16 protein-coding genes are annotated in these 18,937 nt (G+C 50.0%); 9 read left to right on the forward strand and 7 right to left on the reverse strand.

Annotation, left to right across the window (positions count from 1 at the left end; all coding sequences use genetic code 11):
- Nucleotides 1-96: 96 nt before the first annotated feature.
- Nucleotides 97-1,227 (reverse strand): iron-sulfur cluster carrier protein ApbC, encoded by a 1,131-nt coding sequence (gene apbC, locus ACTBZS_RS06775; RefSeq protein WP_463043642.1) that lies wholly within the window; start codon nucleotides 1,225-1,227, stop codon nucleotides 97-99.
- 130 nt (nucleotides 1,228-1,357) lie between these two features.
- Between apbC and metG the strand changes: the two genes are divergently transcribed.
- Nucleotides 1,358-3,415, forward strand: a complete 2,058-nt coding sequence (gene metG / locus ACTBZS_RS06780) for a methionine--tRNA ligase (RefSeq protein ID WP_463043643.1) — start codon at nucleotides 1,358-1,360, stop codon at nucleotides 3,413-3,415.
- A gap of 71 nt (nucleotides 3,416-3,486) precedes the next feature.
- On the opposite strand, the gene ACTBZS_RS06785 is transcribed toward metG, so the two are convergent.
- From ACTBZS_RS06785 to ACTBZS_RS06795, 3 genes are all read right to left on the reverse strand, one after another.
- Entirely contained in the window at nucleotides 3,487-4,491 is a 1,005-nt protein-coding gene (locus ACTBZS_RS06785; RefSeq protein WP_463043644.1) for a hypothetical protein, read from the reverse strand.
- 301 nt (nucleotides 4,492-4,792) lie between these two features.
- Nucleotides 4,793-5,989, reverse strand: coding sequence for a branched-chain amino acid ABC transporter substrate-binding protein (locus ACTBZS_RS06790; protein ID WP_463043645.1), 1,197 nt, complete (start codon nucleotides 5,987-5,989; stop codon nucleotides 4,793-4,795).
- An 88-nt stretch (nucleotides 5,990-6,077) separates the two neighbouring features.
- Nucleotides 6,078-7,892 (reverse strand): GGDEF domain-containing protein, encoded by a 1,815-nt coding sequence (locus ACTBZS_RS06795; protein WP_463043646.1) that lies wholly within the window; start codon nucleotides 7,890-7,892, stop codon nucleotides 6,078-6,080.
- Between the two features lie 180 nt (nucleotides 7,893-8,072).
- Between ACTBZS_RS06795 and ACTBZS_RS06800 the strand changes: the two genes are divergently transcribed.
- The 8 genes from ACTBZS_RS06800 (at nucleotide 8,073) to ACTBZS_RS06835 (ending at nucleotide 15,008) form a co-directional block, all read left to right on the forward strand.
- Nucleotides 8,073-10,172 carry a diguanylate cyclase domain-containing protein gene (locus tag ACTBZS_RS06800; RefSeq protein ID WP_463043647.1) on the forward strand — a complete coding sequence of 700 codons (2,100 nt, stop codon included), beginning with the start codon at nucleotides 8,073-8,075 and terminating at the stop codon, nucleotides 10,170-10,172.
- A 12-nt stretch (nucleotides 10,173-10,184) separates the two neighbouring features.
- Nucleotides 10,185-11,144: an SPFH domain-containing protein gene (locus ACTBZS_RS06805; RefSeq protein ID WP_022653231.1), complete on the forward strand. Its 960-nt coding sequence runs from the start codon at nucleotides 10,185-10,187 to the stop codon at nucleotides 11,142-11,144.
- 23 nt (nucleotides 11,145-11,167) lie between these two features.
- The gene (locus ACTBZS_RS06810; protein WP_460430077.1) at nucleotides 11,168-11,707 is read left to right on the forward strand and encodes a septation protein A; all 540 of its coding nucleotides are present in this window, start codon (nucleotides 11,168-11,170) and stop codon (nucleotides 11,705-11,707) included.
- Nucleotides 11,707-12,006 carry a YciI family protein gene (locus tag ACTBZS_RS06815; protein WP_460430076.1) on the forward strand — a complete coding sequence of 100 codons (300 nt, stop codon included), beginning with the start codon at nucleotides 11,707-11,709 and terminating at the stop codon, nucleotides 12,004-12,006. Before ACTBZS_RS06810 ends, ACTBZS_RS06815 begins: the two co-directional genes overlap by 1 nt.
- Nucleotides 12,006-12,269, forward strand: a complete 264-nt coding sequence (locus ACTBZS_RS06820) for a BolA family protein (RefSeq protein ID WP_460430075.1) — start codon at nucleotides 12,006-12,008, stop codon at nucleotides 12,267-12,269. Before ACTBZS_RS06815 ends, ACTBZS_RS06820 begins: the two co-directional genes overlap by 1 nt.
- A gap of 44 nt (nucleotides 12,270-12,313) precedes the next feature.
- Nucleotides 12,314-13,108 (forward strand): peptidylprolyl isomerase, encoded by a 795-nt coding sequence (locus tag ACTBZS_RS06825; RefSeq protein WP_460430074.1) that lies wholly within the window; start codon nucleotides 12,314-12,316, stop codon nucleotides 13,106-13,108.
- A 68-nt stretch (nucleotides 13,109-13,176) separates the two neighbouring features.
- Nucleotides 13,177-13,968 carry a peptidylprolyl isomerase gene (locus ACTBZS_RS06830; RefSeq protein ID WP_463043648.1) on the forward strand — a complete coding sequence of 264 codons (792 nt, stop codon included), beginning with the start codon at nucleotides 13,177-13,179 and terminating at the stop codon, nucleotides 13,966-13,968.
- 230 nt (nucleotides 13,969-14,198) lie between these two features.
- Nucleotides 14,199-15,008: a response regulator gene (locus ACTBZS_RS06835; RefSeq protein WP_463043649.1), complete on the forward strand. Its 810-nt coding sequence runs from the start codon at nucleotides 14,199-14,201 to the stop codon at nucleotides 15,006-15,008.
- On the opposite strand, the gene recJ is transcribed toward ACTBZS_RS06835, so the two are convergent.
- Genes recJ through tyrS form a run of 3 tightly spaced genes read right to left on the reverse strand, consistent with a single transcriptional unit; the run spans nucleotide 15,005 to nucleotide 18,937 of the window.
- Nucleotides 15,005-16,699, reverse strand: coding sequence for a single-stranded-DNA-specific exonuclease RecJ (gene recJ, locus ACTBZS_RS06840; protein WP_463043650.1), 1,695 nt, complete (start codon nucleotides 16,697-16,699; stop codon nucleotides 15,005-15,007). The genes ACTBZS_RS06835 and recJ overlap by 4 nt on opposite strands.
- Nucleotides 16,700-16,709: 10 nt before the next feature.
- Nucleotides 16,710-17,735, reverse strand: a complete 1,026-nt coding sequence (locus ACTBZS_RS06845; RefSeq protein WP_463043651.1) for a hypothetical protein — start codon at nucleotides 17,733-17,735, stop codon at nucleotides 16,710-16,712.
- Nucleotides 17,735-18,937 carry a tyrosine--tRNA ligase gene (gene tyrS / locus ACTBZS_RS06850; protein WP_463043652.1) on the reverse strand — a complete coding sequence of 401 codons (1,203 nt, stop codon included), beginning with the start codon at nucleotides 18,935-18,937 and terminating at the stop codon, nucleotides 17,735-17,737. Before tyrS ends, ACTBZS_RS06845 begins: the two co-directional genes overlap by 1 nt.

An 18,937-nucleotide genomic window follows, 5' to 3' on the forward strand; every position in this document is an offset into this window, starting at 1 on the left:
TACAATCTATCATATTTATATTTTTTGCGAAATCTCAATAAAAAAGCCCTGTTGTGGCACCAACAACAGGGCCTTACCAACCAATCAGCAAGCCATTTAATTTTGAATCACAATTTTTGGCATCCGGCTCGAATAGTCTCGTGCTTTTTCTCCGACTTTAATTGCCACTTTGCGCGCAATTTGACGGTAGATTTCTGCAATTTTACCGTCTGGCTCAGCAACAACCGAGGGCTTGCCTTCATCGGTATGCAATCGGATCGACAAATCCAGCGGCAGTTGACCAATCAACTCCACGCCATATTGCGCTGCCATTTTTTCACCGCCACCGTGGCCAAAAATCGCTTCCGTGTGGCCACATTGCGAACAAATGTGCATCGCCATGTTCTCTACAATGCCCAGTACCGGAATATTGACCTTTTCAAACATCTTGAGGCCTTTTTTGGCATCAAGCAGGGCAATATCTTGCGGCGTGGTCACCACAATCGCACCGGTAACAGGAATTTTTTGTGACAAAGTCAATTGCACATCTCCTGTGCCGGGCGGCAAGTCGATGACCAAATAATCCACCTCATCCCAACGGGTGTCGTTCAGTAGCTGCATTAACGCTTGCGTCACCATCGGCCCACGCCACACCATCGCCTGATCTTCATCCACCAAATAGCCAATCGACATGGTTTCCACACCGTAGTTTTCAACGGGATAGATTGATTTACCATCAGGAGATTCAGGACGACGGCCAGCCAACCCCATCATCAAAGGTTGTGAAGGGCCGTAAATATCAGCATCTAAAATGCCAACTCGCGCCCCTTCTGCAGCCAAGGCCAACGCTAAATTAACCGCCGTGGTCGATTTACCCACCCCACCTTTGCCACTGGAGACAGCAATAATATTTTTCACCCCCGACAACAAAGGCACGCCACGCTGTACGGCATGGCTAACAATCTCGCTTCGCACTGCAACACGCGCTTCACTGATGTCGGTTAACTGCAACAGATGATCGGCGATATGTTGCTCTAATGTGGCCCACTGGGTTTTTGCCGGATACGGCAACACCACATCCACTTCGACCATGCTGCCTTGTAAGTGAATACGGCGAATGGTTTTACCTGTCACCACATCATGGCCGGTATTGGGGTCGATACAGGTTTGCAGATGGTCGCGCAACTGTTGTTCGGTGTAGGTCGCGGTAGGCTGACCTTGTAAAAGTTGTTTAATTTTGGCAAACATGGCTGAGCTCCAAAGTAATATCCGACTATTTTAATCAACTTTTATTCATCCTGACCAGCATCACCGGTCTGGGCCGTGGCTGCGGTATACTTGCGTTTTGACTTCTAACTGTATTCGAGACCGTTACGCCATGACACAACGCAAAATTCTGGTCACCAGCGCCCTTCCTTATGCCAATGGTTCGATTCACCTTGGCCACATGGTTGAACACATCCAAACCGATATTTGGGTACGCTTTCAGAAAATGCGCGGCCATACTTGTCACTATGTTTGTGCGGATGATACTCATGGCACGCCCATTATGTTGGCAGCAGAAAAACAAGGCATCACCCCCGAACAACTGATTGAACGAGTTCATGCCGAACATTTCGCCGATTTCCAAGGTTTTCACATCGGTTACGACAACTATTACAGCACCAACAGCCCCGAAAACCGTCATTACAGTTACGACATTTATCAAAAGCTGCGCGATGCCGGCAAAATCGTCAGCCGCACCATTGAACAGCTCTACGATCCAGAAAAGGGCATGTTTTTACCCGACCGCTTTGTTAAAGGCGAATGTCCGAAATGTCATGCCAAAGACCAATACGGCGATTCATGTGAAGTTTGCGGCGCAACTTATAGCCCCACAGAATTGATTCACCCCTATTCCGCAGTCAGTGGCGCCACACCGGTCTTACGAGAGTCGGAGCATTTCTTCTTCCGTTTGGGAGAGTGTGCCGATTTCCTACGGGATTGGACGGCTGGCCACAGCCCCCTCTCTGATGGCCGTGACCAACCCCACTTGCAAGCAGAGTCACTCAATAAGATGAATGAGTGGATTGAAGGTGGTTTGCAAGATTGGGATATTTCACGCGACGCGCCTTACTTTGGTTTTGAAATTCCCAACGCCCCCGGCAAGTATTTCTATGTCTGGTTGGATGCACCTATCGGTTACATGGCCAGCTTTAAAGCCTTGTGTGATCGCGAAGGGTTGAATTTCGACGAGTATTTCAAGGCCGATTCAAGCACCGAGCTTTATCATTTCATCGGCAAAGATATTCTTTATTTCCATGCCCTATTCTGGCCGGCCACTTTGCAATACAGCGGCTATCGCACTCCAACCGGCGTTTTCGCACATGGTTTCTTAACCGTTGACGGTCAAAAAATGTCGAAATCGCGCGGCACATTTATCACCGCCCGTAGCTATCTCGATTGTGGTTTGAATCCAGAGTGGATGCGTTATTACATCGCCGCCAAACTCAATAGCAAAATTGAGGATATCGATTTATCGTTGAGCGACTTTGTGGCACGGGTGAACTCAGATTTGGTTGGGAAATTTATCAACATCGCCAGCCGTGCCGCCGGTTTTATCAGCAAGCGCTTTGATGGCAAATTGGCTGCCCAACTCAGTGACAGCAGCTTATTAGATGCCCTCACCGCCCCAGCAGAAAGCTTGGCACACAGCTTTGAACAACGCGAATATGCTCGTGCTTTGCGTGATGTGATGGCCTTGGCCGATCAGGTGAATTTGTATGTCGATGCCAATAAACCGTGGGAATTGGCCCGTCAAGAAGGCATGGAACAACAGCTGCAACAAGTCTGTACCGTGTTAATCAACGCGTTCCGCCTGCTCACGATTTATCTCAAGCCAGTGTTGCCAAAATTGGCCGAACAGGTCGAACAATTCTTAAATATCGCGCCACTGACTTGGGCAGATAGTCAACACACATTGCTCGACCATACCATCCAACCTTATCAACATTTAATGCAACGGATTGAACCGAAATTGATTGAACAACTGATTGAAGCCAATAAACAAAGCACTCCCGCTGTCAGCGAAACAGCAGAGGCGAACTACGAACCTATCGCAGACACGATTGCCATTGACGACTTTGCCAAAGTCGATTTGCGCGTTGGTGAGGTGTTAGCGTGTCAATATGTCGAAGGTTCGGATAAATTGCTGCAATTTACCGTCAACCTCGGCTTTGAAACCCGCAATATTTTCTCGGGCATCCGTAAAGCCTATGCCGAACCAGAAAAATTAGTCGGTCGTAAGGTGATTGTGGTAGCCAACTTAGCGCCACGCAAAATGCGTTTTGGCGTTTCACAAGGGATGATTGTTTGTGCATCAGGCACCGACGATAACAGCGGTCTGTTCTTGTTAGATGTCGATCAAGGCGCACAACCCGGTATGCGTATCGGTTAACTGTTTTCTCTGAAAATTTTTACAACACTGCGCCAGCGGCTAAACACCGCTGGCAACAGCTTTTAGCGCAATTACACGCGTGGCGCAGCAGCGGTAAATTCTAAAGCTACCGATTCCCCTGCCACCGTTGGATCACTTTCTCCCGTTGCAACCGCAGCCATAGCGGTCATGTCTTCTTGCAAATCCGCTTCAAATTCGCTCACTGGTTTAGCGTTCACCAAACCTTCTGCTTGCACCAAAGCAGCAATTTCTTCTGGTGTCGCTTCCACGGCAACCGGTTCTTGCTGTGCCAAGCCCAAATCAGGGAAAGCCTCCTCCGCTGTCTCATCGACAGACGCAGCCGAAGCCTGTGCCGTAGCAGTGATTTCATCCGCTGCCGCTAAAAAGGCCTCGACTGCTGATGTTTCAGGGGCAGGGGTAGGCATTTCACCGGCTGCTTGCAACATGGCCGCCACTTCTTGCGAGTCTAGCAAGGCGCTATCGCTTGCCACGACAGCCTCTTCATCATCAAAGGCCACAGGAAACTCTGGGGCAGCGTCCGCTTCTGCCACGGCTTCGACTGGCATATCGCTTGCAATCGACTCAGCGGCAGCGGCCACCTCCGCCATGACCTCAGCGTCAGCACTTGGGTTGTCTTCTACGGCAGGCGCTTCCACTACGTCAGGGGTTTCTGATACCAGACTGGCCATCTCTTCTACCGGTGTTGCAGAGGGTTTGACTGCCGCACCGGACAACAGCGAAGCCAAAGCAGCCACTTCTTGCGAATCTAACACCGCACTCAGATGTTCTTCTAACAATAACACAGCATCGTTTTCGGCCAATTTCGCCTGATCGATCTCTGCGCGCACGTCTTTGATTTTCTGCACCAACACAAAACACAGCTTCCAAGCATGGCTTGGTGCCGCCGGTTGTTTCCCCAAATCAGCAGAACTGACATCAAGCAAGTCAGCATCCGCATCATAGTCGTTGGGTTGGCGTGGAGAGGTGTTTGGGTCTAGTTCAAGTAAAAGTGCATTCAGTTTTTCAGTCAGGGCAATTGCCGCTTTTTGATAAAAGGCCTCGGTATTGGGCTTCATAGGGATTCACCGCTCTCAAGAAAGTACACGCATGGGCGCATGATTCTCTTCCTGTTTGTGTTCACAGATGCACTCAAACAGGCATCACCTTCCCGACTATCTCTAGAACCCCTCCAGAAATAGCACCGCCGTTACCGGCTGGATTCGCCACGGGTAGAGCAGTTACGGTTGCCAGCCGTTCATCAAAACTGATGAGGTCATCGCAAGGCAAGCGCTTACGATACGACAATCATGCCACAGCTGAGAGCGAAAAAAACCCCGATGTGGTGACATCGGGGTTTTTCGGGTCATCAAGCTTAGCTTATTTCATGCCACCCACGGTTTGCAGGGTTTCCCACTTGCCGTCTTTCACTTGGTACACCGTCACAGCACCGTTCACCAAGTCGCCCTTGTCGTCAAACTTGACCTTGCTGGTCACACCGGCGTATTCGGTTTCAGCCAGTTTTGGAGCAAACGCAGCCGGATCAACCGAGTCGGCTTTTTTCATCGCATCGACCATCACGCGCACTGCGTCATAGGCATAAGGCGAGTACATTTGCACTTCGCCATACTTGGCTTTGAATTTTTCGTTAAACGAAGCAAACCCCGGCATTTGATCGCGTGGCATACCGATGAAGGAGGCGTAGTGACCTTCGGCAGCTTCGCCAGCCAATTTCAGGAATTCTGGCGAGTAGATCCCGTCAGCACCCAACAATTTGACTTCGATGCCCAATTTCTTCATCTGTTTTGCCAATGGGCCGCCCTGAGCGTCCATCCCACCAAAGAACACCAGATCAGGCTTCGCGGCTTTGATAGACGTCAAAATCGCCATAAAGTCGGTGGCGGTGTTAGAGGTGAACTCACGCTTCACCACTTTCGCACCTTTGGCCTCGGCAGCCTTCACGAATTCGTCAGCAATCCCTTGACCATAGGCAGTGCGGTCATCAATCACCGCCACATTTTTCACTTTGAGGCTTTCTACCGCAAAGTTACCCAACGATGCGCCTTGTTGCACATCGTTTGCCACCACACGGTAAGCGGTCTTGAAACCTTGCTGGGTGTAAGCAGGGTTGGTAGAGGAAGGCGAAATTTGTGGAATGCCCGCGTCAGCATAAATTTTCGATGCTGGGATGGTGGTACCGGAATTTAAGTGACCAATCACGCCCACCACTTTTTTGTCCACCAAGCGTTGTGCCACTTGGGTTGCAATTTTCGGGTCGGCTTGGTCATCTTCAGACACCAGCTCCAGACGCACTTTTTTGCCACCGATGGTTAACCCTTCGGCATTGATCTCGTCCACCGCCAAACGGGCACCGGACTCGTTATCTTTCCCTAAGTGGGCAATCGGGCCAGTCAATGGTGCAACACTACCGATCAGAACGGTGGTTTCTTCAGCAGGCGCTGCCGCAGCAGGTGCCGGAGCCGCAGCATCGGCGGCAGGCTTAGGGGCCTCGGATTTACCGCAGGCGGACAACGCTAATACAGCAGAGGCAATCAGGGTTAAACGAGCATACTTCATGGGGACATCCTTCACGTGAGCTTAAGGGAACGGGGATGATTATTATGAGTGCTTTGCCAGACTGTCAATCACATTGCCACATATGCCTTTAGCTTAACTTACCACCCAATTCGGGTTGCCGACGTTCGATAAATAGGCTGCAACCACTGGTTTTTTTCGCCACTTTTTTCGCTTCGGCGGCAACAGCAGAAATATCACGGTGTGAATGATAGAGCGTTGGTTCAATCCGAATCGCACCAATTGATAATGCCGTCAAGGGTAAAAAAGCACTCTCACCATTGCGCTGCACCGCTAAAAATCCACCAAGATCTAAATGTTCTGGCCGGAAAAAACGTTTCACCTGTTGTTCAAAAGCCGCCAAAATCCCACGGCAACGGGCTTCCCAATCGTCACTGCGAAATAACACAATAAAATCATCACCGCCAACATGGCCGACAAAATCTTGATTAGGGTCGGCATGTTCTAATAACAGATGGCCGGTAAATTGAATCAATTCATCGCCTTGGCTAAAACCGTATAAATCATTAAACGGTTTAAAGTGATCTAAATCACAATAAGCAACCGTGAATAACCGCCCTGTCAGTAACTCTTGGTCAATCGCTTCGTTAATCGGCACATTCCCGGGCAACCCTGTCAGTGGATTGGCATGACGGGCAGCACGAATTTGGATTTCGTTGATTTTTTTCATCAAGTCAAAGCCCGTTCCCATGCCGAGATAACGCCCTTGATCGGTGATGATAAAGCCATCAATCAAGTAACGGCGTTCTGCCGCCACCACAATGCTCGACAAGGTTTGAATACTCATCGAAGCGTCAACAATCAAGGGTTTAGGATCCATCATCCCAGCACAGGGTTTTTTCGCATATAGCTCGCGGCTAAACGGGCGTGCAAAGGTTTCGAGCACATGATGTCGCCGCAACAAACCGACTGGCCGGCCATCATCCACCACCGGAATAGCGAACAAATCGGCATCTTCGGCAAATAAGCGATAGGCGGTGTCAGCTGGAGCATGTGAAGCAAGGGTATCCACCGCCACCAATAAATCCCCCGCTCGATCTGCCGTCACAATGATTAAATTGCTTTCTTGCTGGCCAAAAGGACTGTGTTGGTGATGACGGATTTGAAACTGACGAGCAGGTAAGGCCGATGGTTTACCGAAAAAATAACCCTGCCCAAAATTGACGCCAAGGTCACGCAGGGTTTGATATTCAGCTTGGGTTTCCACGCCTTCAGCCACCACATGGCAACCATTATGCTCAGCAAGTTGAATAATACTGGTTAAAAAGTGCCGATGAATCGGGTTTTCGTCGATGTTTTGGATAAAAAACTTATCCAGCTTCACAAAATCAGGGGAAATTTCTGCCCAACTACGCAGATTGGAAAAACCTTCACCCAAATCATCTAATGCCACTCGTAAACCCTGTTGACGATAAGCATGTAAACGATTGCGTAAAGTTTCAAATTGACCAAAGGGTCGGCTTTCGGTCAACTCGACAATTAAACGCTGTGGGGACAGCCCCTGTTTGAGCAACTGTGGCACCAATCGATCGGGGTGAAAGGACTCAGTTTGCACCGTATCCGGCCCCAAATTAATCGACAGCGACCCCTTCAAATCGAGTTCAACAAAGCGTTCGAGCACGGCGGCAAAGCAAGTTCGCTCGAGCGCTTGCGTCATATTGCAGCGACCTGCGACTTCAAATAAATCCTGCGGCGAATACAAACGGCTTGATGCTGGGCCACGAATTAGGCCCTCGTAACCGATGATAGAGGAGGTGGAAAAATCGACAATCGGTTGAAACACGGGTGTCAGACGCTCGCCCTCGATGATGGCAATCAGTTCGCCAATCAACGCAGGTTCAAGTTTTTCGGGGAGAGAAGATTGAGGCAGTTCACGGGTAAGCATGTTGACAACCCTTATCGCAAGGCAGTGAGCTAAGCGATACAGTGTAGCGAGTGATGATGAATTTTTTTTGACAGGTCATTCGCAGTACCTGAAATTTGAGAAAAAATTTCAAAATCAGCGTAAACCAGCGGAAACAACAATATAATGCTTTTACATCGCTGCCAAACTGTGACCAAGACCATGCCTACTTTTCGTCTGTCGTTGTTTGCCCCCTGTTGGCATACCCTGCTGATGTTAGGTGCGGGACTGTTGTTCTGTTTCGGCCACAGCCTAGCTAATCCAGCCCCCTCTCCGCCTTCAGCAAACAGCCCCCTCCATCGTTTCGTACTGCAACTGAAATGGCAACACCAATTTCAGTTTGCAGGCTATTACGCCGCCGTACAAAAAGGTTTCTATCGCGAAGCGGGTTTAGAAGTACAACTGGTTGAGGCCACCCCCGATACCGATGTGGTCAAAGAAGTGTTAGCGGGTCATGCTGATTTTGGGATTAGCAGCACCAGTTTGTTACCGCTGCGAGCCCAAGGGCATCCGGTGGTAGCGATGGCATCTATCTTTCAGCACTCAGCACAAATTTTTATCACACGGCCAGTGCCCAGCAGTGACGACCGCCCTGCAGTGTTTCCCAATTTGCGCGGCAAAAAGGTCATGATCGAATCACATGCAGATGAACTGTATGCCTATTTACAGCGAGAAAAGATTGATATTGGCACCATGACACCGGTGGCGCATAACTTTGGTATCCGCGCCTTCACCGAAGACCGCGTCGCCGCCATGTCGGGCTATCTGACAGATGAACCCTTTTTGTTACAACAACAAGGTGAGCCTTTTCAGGTGTTTAACCCACGTCATGTCGGCATTGATTTTTATGGCGAGATTTTGTTCACCACCGAAGACACTATTGCCAATTACCCAAAACAAGTCGAGGCCTTTCGTAAGGCTAGCTTAAAAGGTTGGGAATATGCTCTCAATCATCCAGAAGAAGTGATCCAGTGGTTACAACAACGCTATCAAACGCAAAAATCGGCAGCGCATTTGCGCTTTGAACACCAAAAAATGCAAGAGTTGATTCAACCGGACTTAATCGAAGTCGGCCACATGCACCGAGGGCGGTGGCAACACATTGCCCGCACCTATGCCGACCTAAATATGCTGCCAGCCAAGTTTTCACTAGACGGCTTTCTCTATCACCCGCCAGTCAAAGAAACCCTACCCACTTGGTTACGCTACACCATTGCCGGTGGGGTATTGTGCATGGTGTTAGGGCTGTTTGCTGTGGCGTATATTTTGCGCTTGAACCGCGAGTTAGCCGGACAAATTGCCACCAGCCAACACATTGAAGCCGCCCGCCTCCGCGATCAAGGCCGCATCCACGCTGCGAATGAACGTTTACAAGGCATGATGACGCACCTACCGATTGCGCTGGCGTTGGTCAATGCGGATACCCAACAATTTATTTTATTAAATCCAAAATTTGTTGCGACCTTTGGCTATCAACGAGAACAACTGCAAGACATGGCCACTTTTTGGGCGCAATGTGCGCCTGAACGCAGCAGCTATTTGCAAGAATATTGGCAACAACAAATCAGCAACGTCATTCGGCATGGCGGGGAAATTCCACCGTTTGAATTTCATGCCCAACACCCAAACGGACAACAAGCCATTTTGCAATGTCACATGGTGCAATTTGACGATTGGCAGCTGATTGCCTTTGTCGATTTAAGTGAACAAAAACGCTTGGAATCGCGCTTGCAATATATGGCGTTACATGACGAACTGACCGGTTTAGCCAACCGTACCTTATTGCGCGAACAGGTGGAACAGGCAATTCATCATGCAAAACGGCATCAATCCATGCACTTTGCGGTATTATTTATCGACTTGGATGGTTTTAAAGCAGTGAATGATGAGGCAGGCCACGCCATTGGTGATGAGGTGTTAAAAGAGGCGGCGCAGCGTATTAAACAGAGTTTACGGGCCAGCGATCAGCCAGCCCGCTTGGGCGGGGATGAATTTGCGGTGATTTTGCATGATATCCAACGACCAGAAGATGCGCTCACCGTGGCACAACATGTGCTAGATGTCTTGAAACAACCCTATCCGGTGGGAGAACGCGAGTTTGATTTAAGTGCCAGCATCGGCATCGCGCTGTATCCAGATCATGCCACCGAAGTCAAAGCCTTGTTACATGCAGCGGATGATGCCATGTATCAAGTGAAACGCAATGGTAAAAACCAATGCCAACTGGCACAAAATCGTGCCCAACCGTCTGTTTCAATCTAAAGGAAAACAGCTATGGAAGTGATGGTGTTGCTGGCTCTTGCTGTGGTCATCGTATTGGCCAAAGCGATCAAAGTGGTTCCTCAACAGACCGCTTTTGTGGTCGAGCGTCTCGGCCGTTTTCACGCAGTGTTATCGCCGGGCTTAAATATCATCATTCCTTTTGTGGATCGCTTGGCCTATCGCCATTCTCTAAAAGAAATTCCGTTAGATGTACCAAGCCAAATTTGCATTACCCGCGACAATACACAATTGACAGTGGATGGCATTTTGTATTTTCAGGTCACTGATCCACAACGCGCCAGCTATGGCAGCAGCGACTATATTCTTGCAATCACTCAGTTGGCACAAACCACGCTGCGTTCAGTGATCGGGCGCATGGAATTAGATAAAACCTTTGAAGAACGGGATGAAATCAACCGTGCTGTGGTGGCGGCATTGGATGAAGCGGCGATCACGTGGGGCGTGAAAGTATTACGTTATGAAATTAAAGACCTTGTGCCACCCAAAGAAATTTTGCACTCGATGCAACAACAAATCACTGCCGAGCGCGAAAAGCGCGCCCTGATTGCTTCTAGCGAAGGTCGCAAACAAGAGCAAATTAACTTAGCCACTGGTGAGCGCGAAGCCGCGATTCGTAAATCGGAAGGCGAACAACAATCGTTAATCAATCAATCGGAGGGCGAAAAACAAGCACGGATTAACAAAGCCACGGGGGATGCTGAAGCCATTCGCTTAGTCGCAGCAGCCAACGCCGAGGCCATCGCCAAAGTCGCACAAGCGTTACAACAAAACGGCGGCATTGAAGCAGTCAATTGGAAAGTGGCTGAACAATATGTTCAGGCTTTCTCACAATTGGCCAAAGAAAGTAACACACTCATTATTCCTGCTAATACGGCAGATGTGGCGGGGATTGTCGCCACAGCACTCAACACTATTAAAGCAAGCACTGACCCTCACTTGCCAAGGCTGTGAGCTTGCGAGGATAATCGTTCACTATGAAATTTCTCTCCGACCTCTTTCCGGTCATCCTGTTTTTTGCTGCGTTTTACCTCACCCGCGACATGTTTATTGCAACGGGTGTTGCCATTGTCGCGACCTGTTTACAAGTCGGTATCACTTGGCTACGAACTCGGCGCGTTGAAACCATGCAATGGGTCTCTCTGGCGTTAATGTTGGTGCTCGGTGGTGCAACACTGTTGTTGCACAATAAAGCTTTTATTATGTGGAAACCCACCGTCCTCTATTGGTTGATGGGCCTTGGCCTTGGCTTTGCCCATTGGGTCTTGCGGCGGCAACCTTTACGCGCCATGTTAGGTCAACACCTCAACCTGCCCGATCCGCTGTGGTCGCGTTTGACGCTGGCGTGGGTGGGCTTTTTCTTGGCCATGGGCGGCTTAAATCTGTTCGTGGCGTATCAGTTCAGTGAAGAAATCTGGGTCAATTTCAAGCTATTTGGTGGCATGGGATTGATGTTTGCTTTTGTGTTGGCACAAGGTGTTGTGCTGGCACGTTATATGGAAGACGATAAAACGTGATGTTGTATATGATCTTGGGGAAAGATGTCCCCGACTCACTCGCGCAACGTTTAGCAAGCCGGCCGGCGCATCTGGCACGTCTGCAAGCGCTACAAACCGAAGGCCGCTTAATCATGGCTGGCCCGTTACCGGCAATTGATAGCCCCGATCCGGGTGCAGCAGGGTTTACGGGTAGCCTGATTGTGGCGGAGTTTCCTTCTTTGATCGACGCGCAAGCATGGGCTGATGCCGACCCTTACTTAGCTGCTGGCGTGTATGCTTCCGTCGAGGTCAAGCCTTTTAAAAAGGTTTTGCCCTAATGGATGTCGCACAAGAAATCCATCAGCGTCTGACCGTATTACAGCCAGAGTTGTGCGATCTCGATGATGATAGCGCTGCCCATCAGGGCCATGCCGGTGCGGCAGGCGGGGGCGGGCACTATACCTTAACGATTGTCAGCGCCGCTTTTGTTGGTAAAAACCGCGTTGCCCGCCATCGCCAAGTGTATGACTTGTTGCAGGACTTAATGCCGCATACTATCCATGCCCTAGCGCTTAAAACCTATGCACCTGGTGAAATTTAACACTGGTCGTTACTTTTTTCTGAATTTGTCTTAAAGGACCTGATATGCGTCTGACTCAAATCGCTGCTTTATGTTTGGCTGCCAGTTTAAGCACGGCGGCCTTCGCTAACGATAAAGTGGCCGCAGTCGTCAATGGCACAGAGATTCCACAAGCGGAATTAGATGCGTTTGCTCAACAAGTGGTAAATAGCAGCGGTGGACGGGTCAAAGATTCGCCAGAATTGCGTGCCGAGCTGAAGCAACAGATGATTAACCGCACAGTCATCTTGCAAGAAGCCAACCGCCGTGGCTTAGAAAAAACCCCTGAATTCAAAAATCGGATGGAAATTTTCCGCAAAGACTTGTTACAACAAGCTTTGTTTGAAGATATTGCCAAACAAAACCCTGTGACAGAAGCACAAGTCAAAACCGAATACGACCGCATCAAAGCCCGTTTAGCGGGGCAAAAAGAAATGCGCGCACGTCAAATCGTGTTGAACAGCGAAGCTGAAGCACAAGAAGTCATTGCCCAACTGAAAAAAGGCGGCAAGTTTGACGAATTGGCCAAACAAAAATCGAAAGATCCTGCAGCAAAACGCACTGGCGGTGAAATGGGCTGGGTCAACCTCGGCGCAGTCCCACCACAGTTAGCCGATGCCCTCAAAGCCTTGGGCAAAAACCAAGTGAGCAGCCAAGCCTTGCGCTCTGACGTTGGCTTCCATGTCTTTAAAGTAGAAGACATCCGCGATGCAAAAGTGCCAACTTTTGAAGAAGTGCGCCCACAGCTGCAACGTCAAATGCAAAGCGCACAAATCGAGAAAGTGTTAATCGAGCTGCGCAACAAAGCAAAAATCCAGTAAGCTAATCTCGTTTTGTTGATCTCAATGGCCCGTATCAACGGGCCGTTTTCTCATAAGAAAATCTCTCTATGCGTAATCTGTTTTCAAAAACTGTTCTTGCGGCTGTCCTTGCTGTTGGCTGTAGTGCTTCCGTCTTCGCCGCAAATAATACTGTTGCCACTGTCAATGGCATGGCTATCCCACAGGCACGCGCCGAAGCCATGATGCGTCAATTAACCAGCCAAGGTCAGCCAGACACCGCCGAAGTGCGTGCGATGGTGCGTGATGAACTGATCATGACCGAGTTGCTGCGCCAGCAGGCGACACAAAAAGGCTTGGATAAAACAGCGGAATACAAAGCAGAGTTAGAAGGCTTATCTGCTCGTTTATTAGCCAATATGTATGTGCGTAACTGGGTTCGCACCAATCCTATCGGCGAAGCCGAATTGCGCACCCGCTATGAACGCTTAAAAGCACAAATGGCACAAAAAGAGTATCACCCACGCCATATTTTGGTTGCCACTGAAGCAGAGGCGGTTGCTTTGTTGGAAGACCTGAAAAAAGGCAAACGCTTTGATGAATTGGCGAAAACCAAGTCGTTAGATGCCGGTAGCAAAGAAAAAGGCGGCGATTTGGGCTGGATGATGCCCAATGTGCTCGACCAAGCTTTTGCTGCAGCCATGATGAAGCTCGAACGCGGACAAATCACGGCAACGCCGGTCAAGAGCCAGTTTGGTTGGCATATTATTCAGTTGGGTGATGTTCGTGACAGCGAATTCCCTCCATTAGAAGGCATCCGTGCCCAACTGACACAACAAATTCAGAATGAGCGTCTGCAAGGACATCTCAACCAGCTGAAACAAACAGCCAAAGTGAATTGATGTGCGGCAGCAACCACGCTGCCAACTTGATTGAAAAAAGCGACAGTGGAATGGATAAACTGTCGCTTTTTTGTTTTTTGTCATACTGTGAAACACGAATTTATATTATTTTTTGTTTTATTTGAAAAATACTCGTGCAATACCTCATTTTCTTTTCTTTTCGCATCATGTCATTTTTGTAGATGGTCGTTATAATCGTTGCAGCCAGATTCTTTCGCTAAGGAACCGCCGTGAGCTTCGTCAACACTTTGCAAGATATTTCTGTTGTGCTGGTTGAACCCTCTCTGATTCAAGCACGCTTAATTCAGGAGCATTTAGCAAGACAAGGCGTCGTCATGGTGAGGCATGTTTGTCAGGGACAAGAAGCCTTAGTCGAACTAGAACGCGCCCCTGTCGATCTACTGATCAGTGCCATGTATCTACCTGATATGTCGGGCTCTGATTTAATTACACAAATCCGTGAAGCACCGTTTCTTGCCGATCTCGCTTTTATTCTGATTTCTAGTGAAACCCGCCCACAGGTGTTAGAACCTGTCCGTCAATCTGGCGCCTCGGCCATCTTGCCTAAGCCGTTCACTGATTTTCAACTGGCCACCGCGCTGCGTGCCACCCTCGAATATATCGCCCCCACCAACAATGCCCTACCCATCGAGCTTGATTTTGATGCACTGAGGGTGTTGATTGTGGATGACAGCCGTTCGGCGCGGCATTTTATCCGTCATGTCTTTGAACAGCTAAAAATTCAAAACTTTTTTGAAGCCGGCAACGGCAAAGAAGCCGTTGCGGTATTGTCAGAAAATTATGTCGATCTTGTTGTCACCGACTACAACATGCCGGAAATGGACGGGCGAGCCTTGGTCGAATATATCCGTCAACAAAGCTGGCAGGCTTCCGTACCGGTGTTGATGGTATCAAGTGAGCAAGACGAAAGCCGGCTGGCGGCCGTCGAACAAGCCGGCGTATCAGCTATTTTTGATAAGCCGTTTGATCCATCGCGTGTTCGTGAATTGGTGGTGCAAGTGTTAACCTCGGGCGGCTAAACGGGTGTGGCGTGCTGTAACAACAATTGCACACGCCGTTGCCCCCGAAATTCGTTGACCTGTAATTGATAAACCGCTTGGATGACATTGGGCAAGGGGTCGGGGTGATTGAAAAAAATCGCATCCCACGTTTGGTTGGCAAAGCCCAAGCTCAGTTTACGATGTTTCTCGGCAACCACGCGCTGTGCAAGCACAGTAAATTCACCACTGAATAACGGTGGCGGAAAACCTTGCCCCCAAATCAAACTGTCTAACTGTTCGGCTTGTTGTAAAGTCATGTCCTCTGCCAACAAAGCACCATCAGTTTCAATACGGCGAGTGAGATGGTATTCATCCAGCCATAGTTGCGCGACTTCTTCAAAGGCAGCAGCAAAACGTGGAAAATCTTGTTCGCGTAGTGCCACCCCCGCCGCCATCGCATGGCCACCAAAACGTTGAATTAAGTCGGGATAGCGTTTGGCAATCCAATCCACGGCATCGCGCAAATGAAAGCCCGGAATAGAACGACCCGAGCCTTTGATTTGATCGTCATCAGCAGGAGCAAACACAAAGCAAGGCCGGTGGAAACGTTCACGCAAGCGCGCAGCCACAATTCCCACCACCCCCTGATGCCAGTCATCACGAAACATCGCTACGCTATAGCGGCTGTCGTCTAGGTTGTCTGGCAAAGCCGCTAATGCTTCTTGCTGCATCCCCCCTTCAATTTGCCGCCGTTCACGATTGAGTTCGTCAAGTTGTTGCGCCAGTTGTTGTGCGCGAAGTCGATCATCCGTTAATAAACATTCAATCCCCACGCTCATATCGTCTAATCGACCTGCAGCATTCAAGCGCGGGCCAAGGGTAAAGCCCAAGTCAAAGGCACTGGCACGACCAAGCTGGCGGCCACTGACTTCAAATAAAGCCCGAATCCCCTCGGCACACTGTCCTTGTCGCATACGCAACAAACCTTGTTGTACCAAAATACGGTTGTTCGCATCCAAACGCACCACATCAGCCACCGTGCCAAGGGCAACCAAGTCCAACCATTGCGCCAGATTGGGTTCTGGCCGTGTCGCAAATGCACCACGCTGTCGCAACTCGGCACGCAATGCCATCAACACATAAAACATCACCCCCACCCCAGCCAAATGTTTGCTAGGGAAGGGACAGCCGGTTTGATTGGGGTTAACAATCAACGTCGCGGGGACTTGCTCACCCGGTAAGTGATGATCGGTAATCAGGACTTCTAAGCCCAAACGATGGGCGTGCTCCACCCCGTCCACACTGGCAATTCCATTATCCACAGTCAACAATAGCTGTGGCTTGGGTTGGCAAACACGCAAGGCAAGGTCAACAATTTCGGGGGTCAGTCCATAGCCATATTCAAAACGATTGGGGACCAGATAATTAACCTGTCCTCCCATCGCACGCAAACCACGCACCGCACAGGCACACGCCGTTGCACCATCGGCATCATAGTCAGCAATCACGGTCAGGGTTTGCTGAGCAGCAATTGCATCTGCCAACCGCCGCGCCATCGCTTCGATATTGTGCAGATCGTGGAATGGGACGAGATGATTCAAGCGCGTTTCTAGCTCGGCACGGTCTTGCACCCCTCGGGCAGCAAAAATCCGCGCCAGCAACGGCGATATCCCCTGTTGTTGTAATCGCGTTGCGCTTTCTGGCACTGGACGTACCACAATATCCGACATGGCCTCGTTCCTATTCTGCAGAAAATACCGTCAGGGGGCGTGGCCGCCGCCAAATTTGCCAGCGCATACCGGCGGTGAGCTGTGCCACAAAACCGTTATGGTCTGGTGCAATCAAGGTAAGACGGGACAATTGGCCGCTCGACCACGCTTGCCATGCCGGTGCAAACCAGTTTTCTTCCAAGATAGCCATACGTTGCAACCATTGATAGACGTCCTCATAACGCGCTGGACAATCGAGGCTATCTAACTCCACTAAGACCTCAGCCTGTTCCGGCCACGCCGATACTGCCGCCGCATAGTCGTATGGTGCGCTGTCGAGTGGGGTATGGCTAAGTTGTGCCAATGCCGCCAAAACCGGTTGCTCGGTGGCAATATGAGAAAAATTGGGTTTGGCCACCTGTGTAGGCAACGGCGTTGTTTCTCCCCAAAACCAGACGCTATTTAATGCTGGTTCACCCTGTTGTTCACGTTGTTGATTCACAGGATGTTCAAACCACAACATCTGGACTTCGTTGAGATAGCGTGACCAACGCTTACCCTCGGCCCCCGTCGGCATCGCCTGCCGCATGTCACGCAAAATGGCCTGTTGCAATGGGGTGAATACCGCCTGTGGTGGTGCCGCAAGGTGGACATACCAGCGATCAGGCGTGGGCGTCAAAAACCGCATCCCTTCGGTGGCAAAGCTGGCATTTAATGTGGCCGCCAATGCTTCAGCCTCAGCCAAAGAGAAGGTCAACACATCCGGCCCCACCAGCCGCATTCCCTCTTGGGTGATCTGAACATGCACGGGATCGGCCCGCAGATAATAGCCGTCCTCAATTGACAGCCCATCGTAATGGGCAGAGAGCGCCACCTCCAGCACATCAGAGACACCAAACCAAGTTTGGTAATACTCTGCCCGTGAGCGGGAGGCAGGTTGTAGCTGACTGCGGCCCAAACAACGCGCCAACCACGGCGCTTCAAGATGGCGATACACCGCAGCCGCATCATCATGCGGCCACGACAAGCCGGGGATCAATAGCGTTAAAGCACGCATTAGGCGACAGTCACCTTAGCAAATTTACGTTTACCCACTTGGAACACCGTGCAAGTTCCTCTCACCAATTGCAACCCCTTATCGCTCACCCGTTCACCGTCGGCTTTCACCGCGCCTTGGTCAATCATCCGCAACGCTTCCGACGTGCTGGCGACCAAACCAGCTTCTTTTAATAAACGTGCAATCGCAATCTGTCCCTCTTCGGCAGTAACCGTGATTTCAGGGAGGTCATCTGGAATCGCATTTTTCTGGAAACGCGCTTCAAAATCGGCCAAAGCCGCATCCGCAGCCGCTTGATCGTGGAAACGCGCCACCAATTCTTGCGCCAGCATCACTTTAGCATCGCGAGGATTGCGGCCGGCTTCAACTTCTGCTTTCAAAGTGGCAATGTCTTGGGTCGAACGCAGCGACAGCAAATCAAACCAACGCCACATCAAAGTGTCAGACACCGACATGGTTTTACCAAAAATTTCGTTCGCCGGTTCCGACACGCCGATGTAGTTGCCCAACGATTTAGACATCTTGTTAACGCCATCCAAACCTTCTAGCAACGGCATCATAATCACACACTGCGGCTTTTGCCCGTGTTGTTGTTGTAGGGTACGCCCCATCAGCAAATTAAATTTCTGATCGGTGCCGCCCAGCTCAATGTCTGCCTTCATCGCCACCGAATCATAGCCTTGCATCAGTGGATACATAAATTCATGAATTGAGATTGGCTGATTGCTGTGAAAACGCTTGTGGAAATCATCACGTTCCAACATCCGCGCCACCGTTGTACTGGCGGCCAGTTTCAACATGCCATCTGCCCCCAACTGACCTAGCCAATGTGAGTTAAAACAAATTTCGGTTTTTTCTGGATCAAGAATTTTGAACACTTGTTCCGCGTAGGTTTTGGCATTCGCCTGTACCTGCTCGGGGGTCAGCGGTGGGCGGGTGGTGTTTTTGCCAGAAGGGTCACCAATCATGCCGGTAAAGTCACCAATCAAAAACATGATGTGATGCCCCATGTCTTGTAGTTGGCGCATTTTGGTTAACACCACGGTGTGACCCAAATGTAAATCAGGTGCCGTCGGATCAAAGCCGGCTTTGACTCGTAATGGGCGGTTTTCTTGTAACTTGGCCACCAATTCGGCTTCAATCAATACTTCATCTGCACCACGACGAATGATGTCGAGGTTCGCTTGTAATGCTTCATTCAT

This window comes from Aquaspirillum sp. (genome assembly GCF_055136605.1).

Excerpts from the sequence above, each read along its gene's own strand:
- apbC (WP_463043642.1), bottom strand. The coding sequence starts at position 1,227 with ATGTTTGCCAAAATTAAACAACTTTTACAAGGTCAGCCTACCGCGACC.
- metG (WP_463043643.1), top strand. The coding sequence starts at position 1,358 with ATGACACAACGCAAAATTCTGGTCACCAGCGCCCTTCCTTATGCCAAT.
- ACTBZS_RS06785 (WP_463043644.1), bottom strand. The coding sequence starts at position 4,491 with ATGAAGCCCAATACCGAGGCCTTTTATCAAAAAGCGGCAATTGCCCTG.
- ACTBZS_RS06790 (WP_463043645.1), bottom strand. The coding sequence starts at position 5,989 with ATGAAGTATGCTCGTTTAACCCTGATTGCCTCTGCTGTATTAGCGTTG.
- ACTBZS_RS06795 (WP_463043646.1), bottom strand. The coding sequence starts at position 7,892 with ATGCTTACCCGTGAACTGCCTCAATCTTCTCTCCCCGAAAAACTTGAA.
- ACTBZS_RS06800 (WP_463043647.1), top strand. The coding sequence starts at position 8,073 with ATGCCTACTTTTCGTCTGTCGTTGTTTGCCCCCTGTTGGCATACCCTG.
- ACTBZS_RS06805 (WP_022653231.1), top strand. The coding sequence starts at position 10,185 with ATGGAAGTGATGGTGTTGCTGGCTCTTGCTGTGGTCATCGTATTGGCC.
- ACTBZS_RS06810 (WP_460430077.1), top strand. The coding sequence starts at position 11,168 with ATGAAATTTCTCTCCGACCTCTTTCCGGTCATCCTGTTTTTTGCTGCG.
- ACTBZS_RS06815 (WP_460430076.1), top strand. The coding sequence starts at position 11,707 with ATGTTGTATATGATCTTGGGGAAAGATGTCCCCGACTCACTCGCGCAA.
- ACTBZS_RS06820 (WP_460430075.1), top strand. The coding sequence starts at position 12,006 with ATGGATGTCGCACAAGAAATCCATCAGCGTCTGACCGTATTACAGCCA.
- ACTBZS_RS06825 (WP_460430074.1), top strand. The coding sequence starts at position 12,314 with ATGCGTCTGACTCAAATCGCTGCTTTATGTTTGGCTGCCAGTTTAAGC.
- ACTBZS_RS06830 (WP_463043648.1), top strand. The coding sequence starts at position 13,177 with ATGCGTAATCTGTTTTCAAAAACTGTTCTTGCGGCTGTCCTTGCTGTT.
- recJ (WP_463043650.1), bottom strand. The coding sequence starts at position 16,699 with ATGTCGGATATTGTGGTACGTCCAGTGCCAGAAAGCGCAACGCGATTA.
- ACTBZS_RS06845 (WP_463043651.1), bottom strand. The coding sequence starts at position 17,735 with ATGCGTGCTTTAACGCTATTGATCCCCGGCTTGTCGTGGCCGCATGAT.
- tyrS (WP_463043652.1), bottom strand. The coding sequence starts at position 18,937 with ATGAATGAAGCATTACAAGCGAACCTCGACATCATTCGTCGTGGTGCA.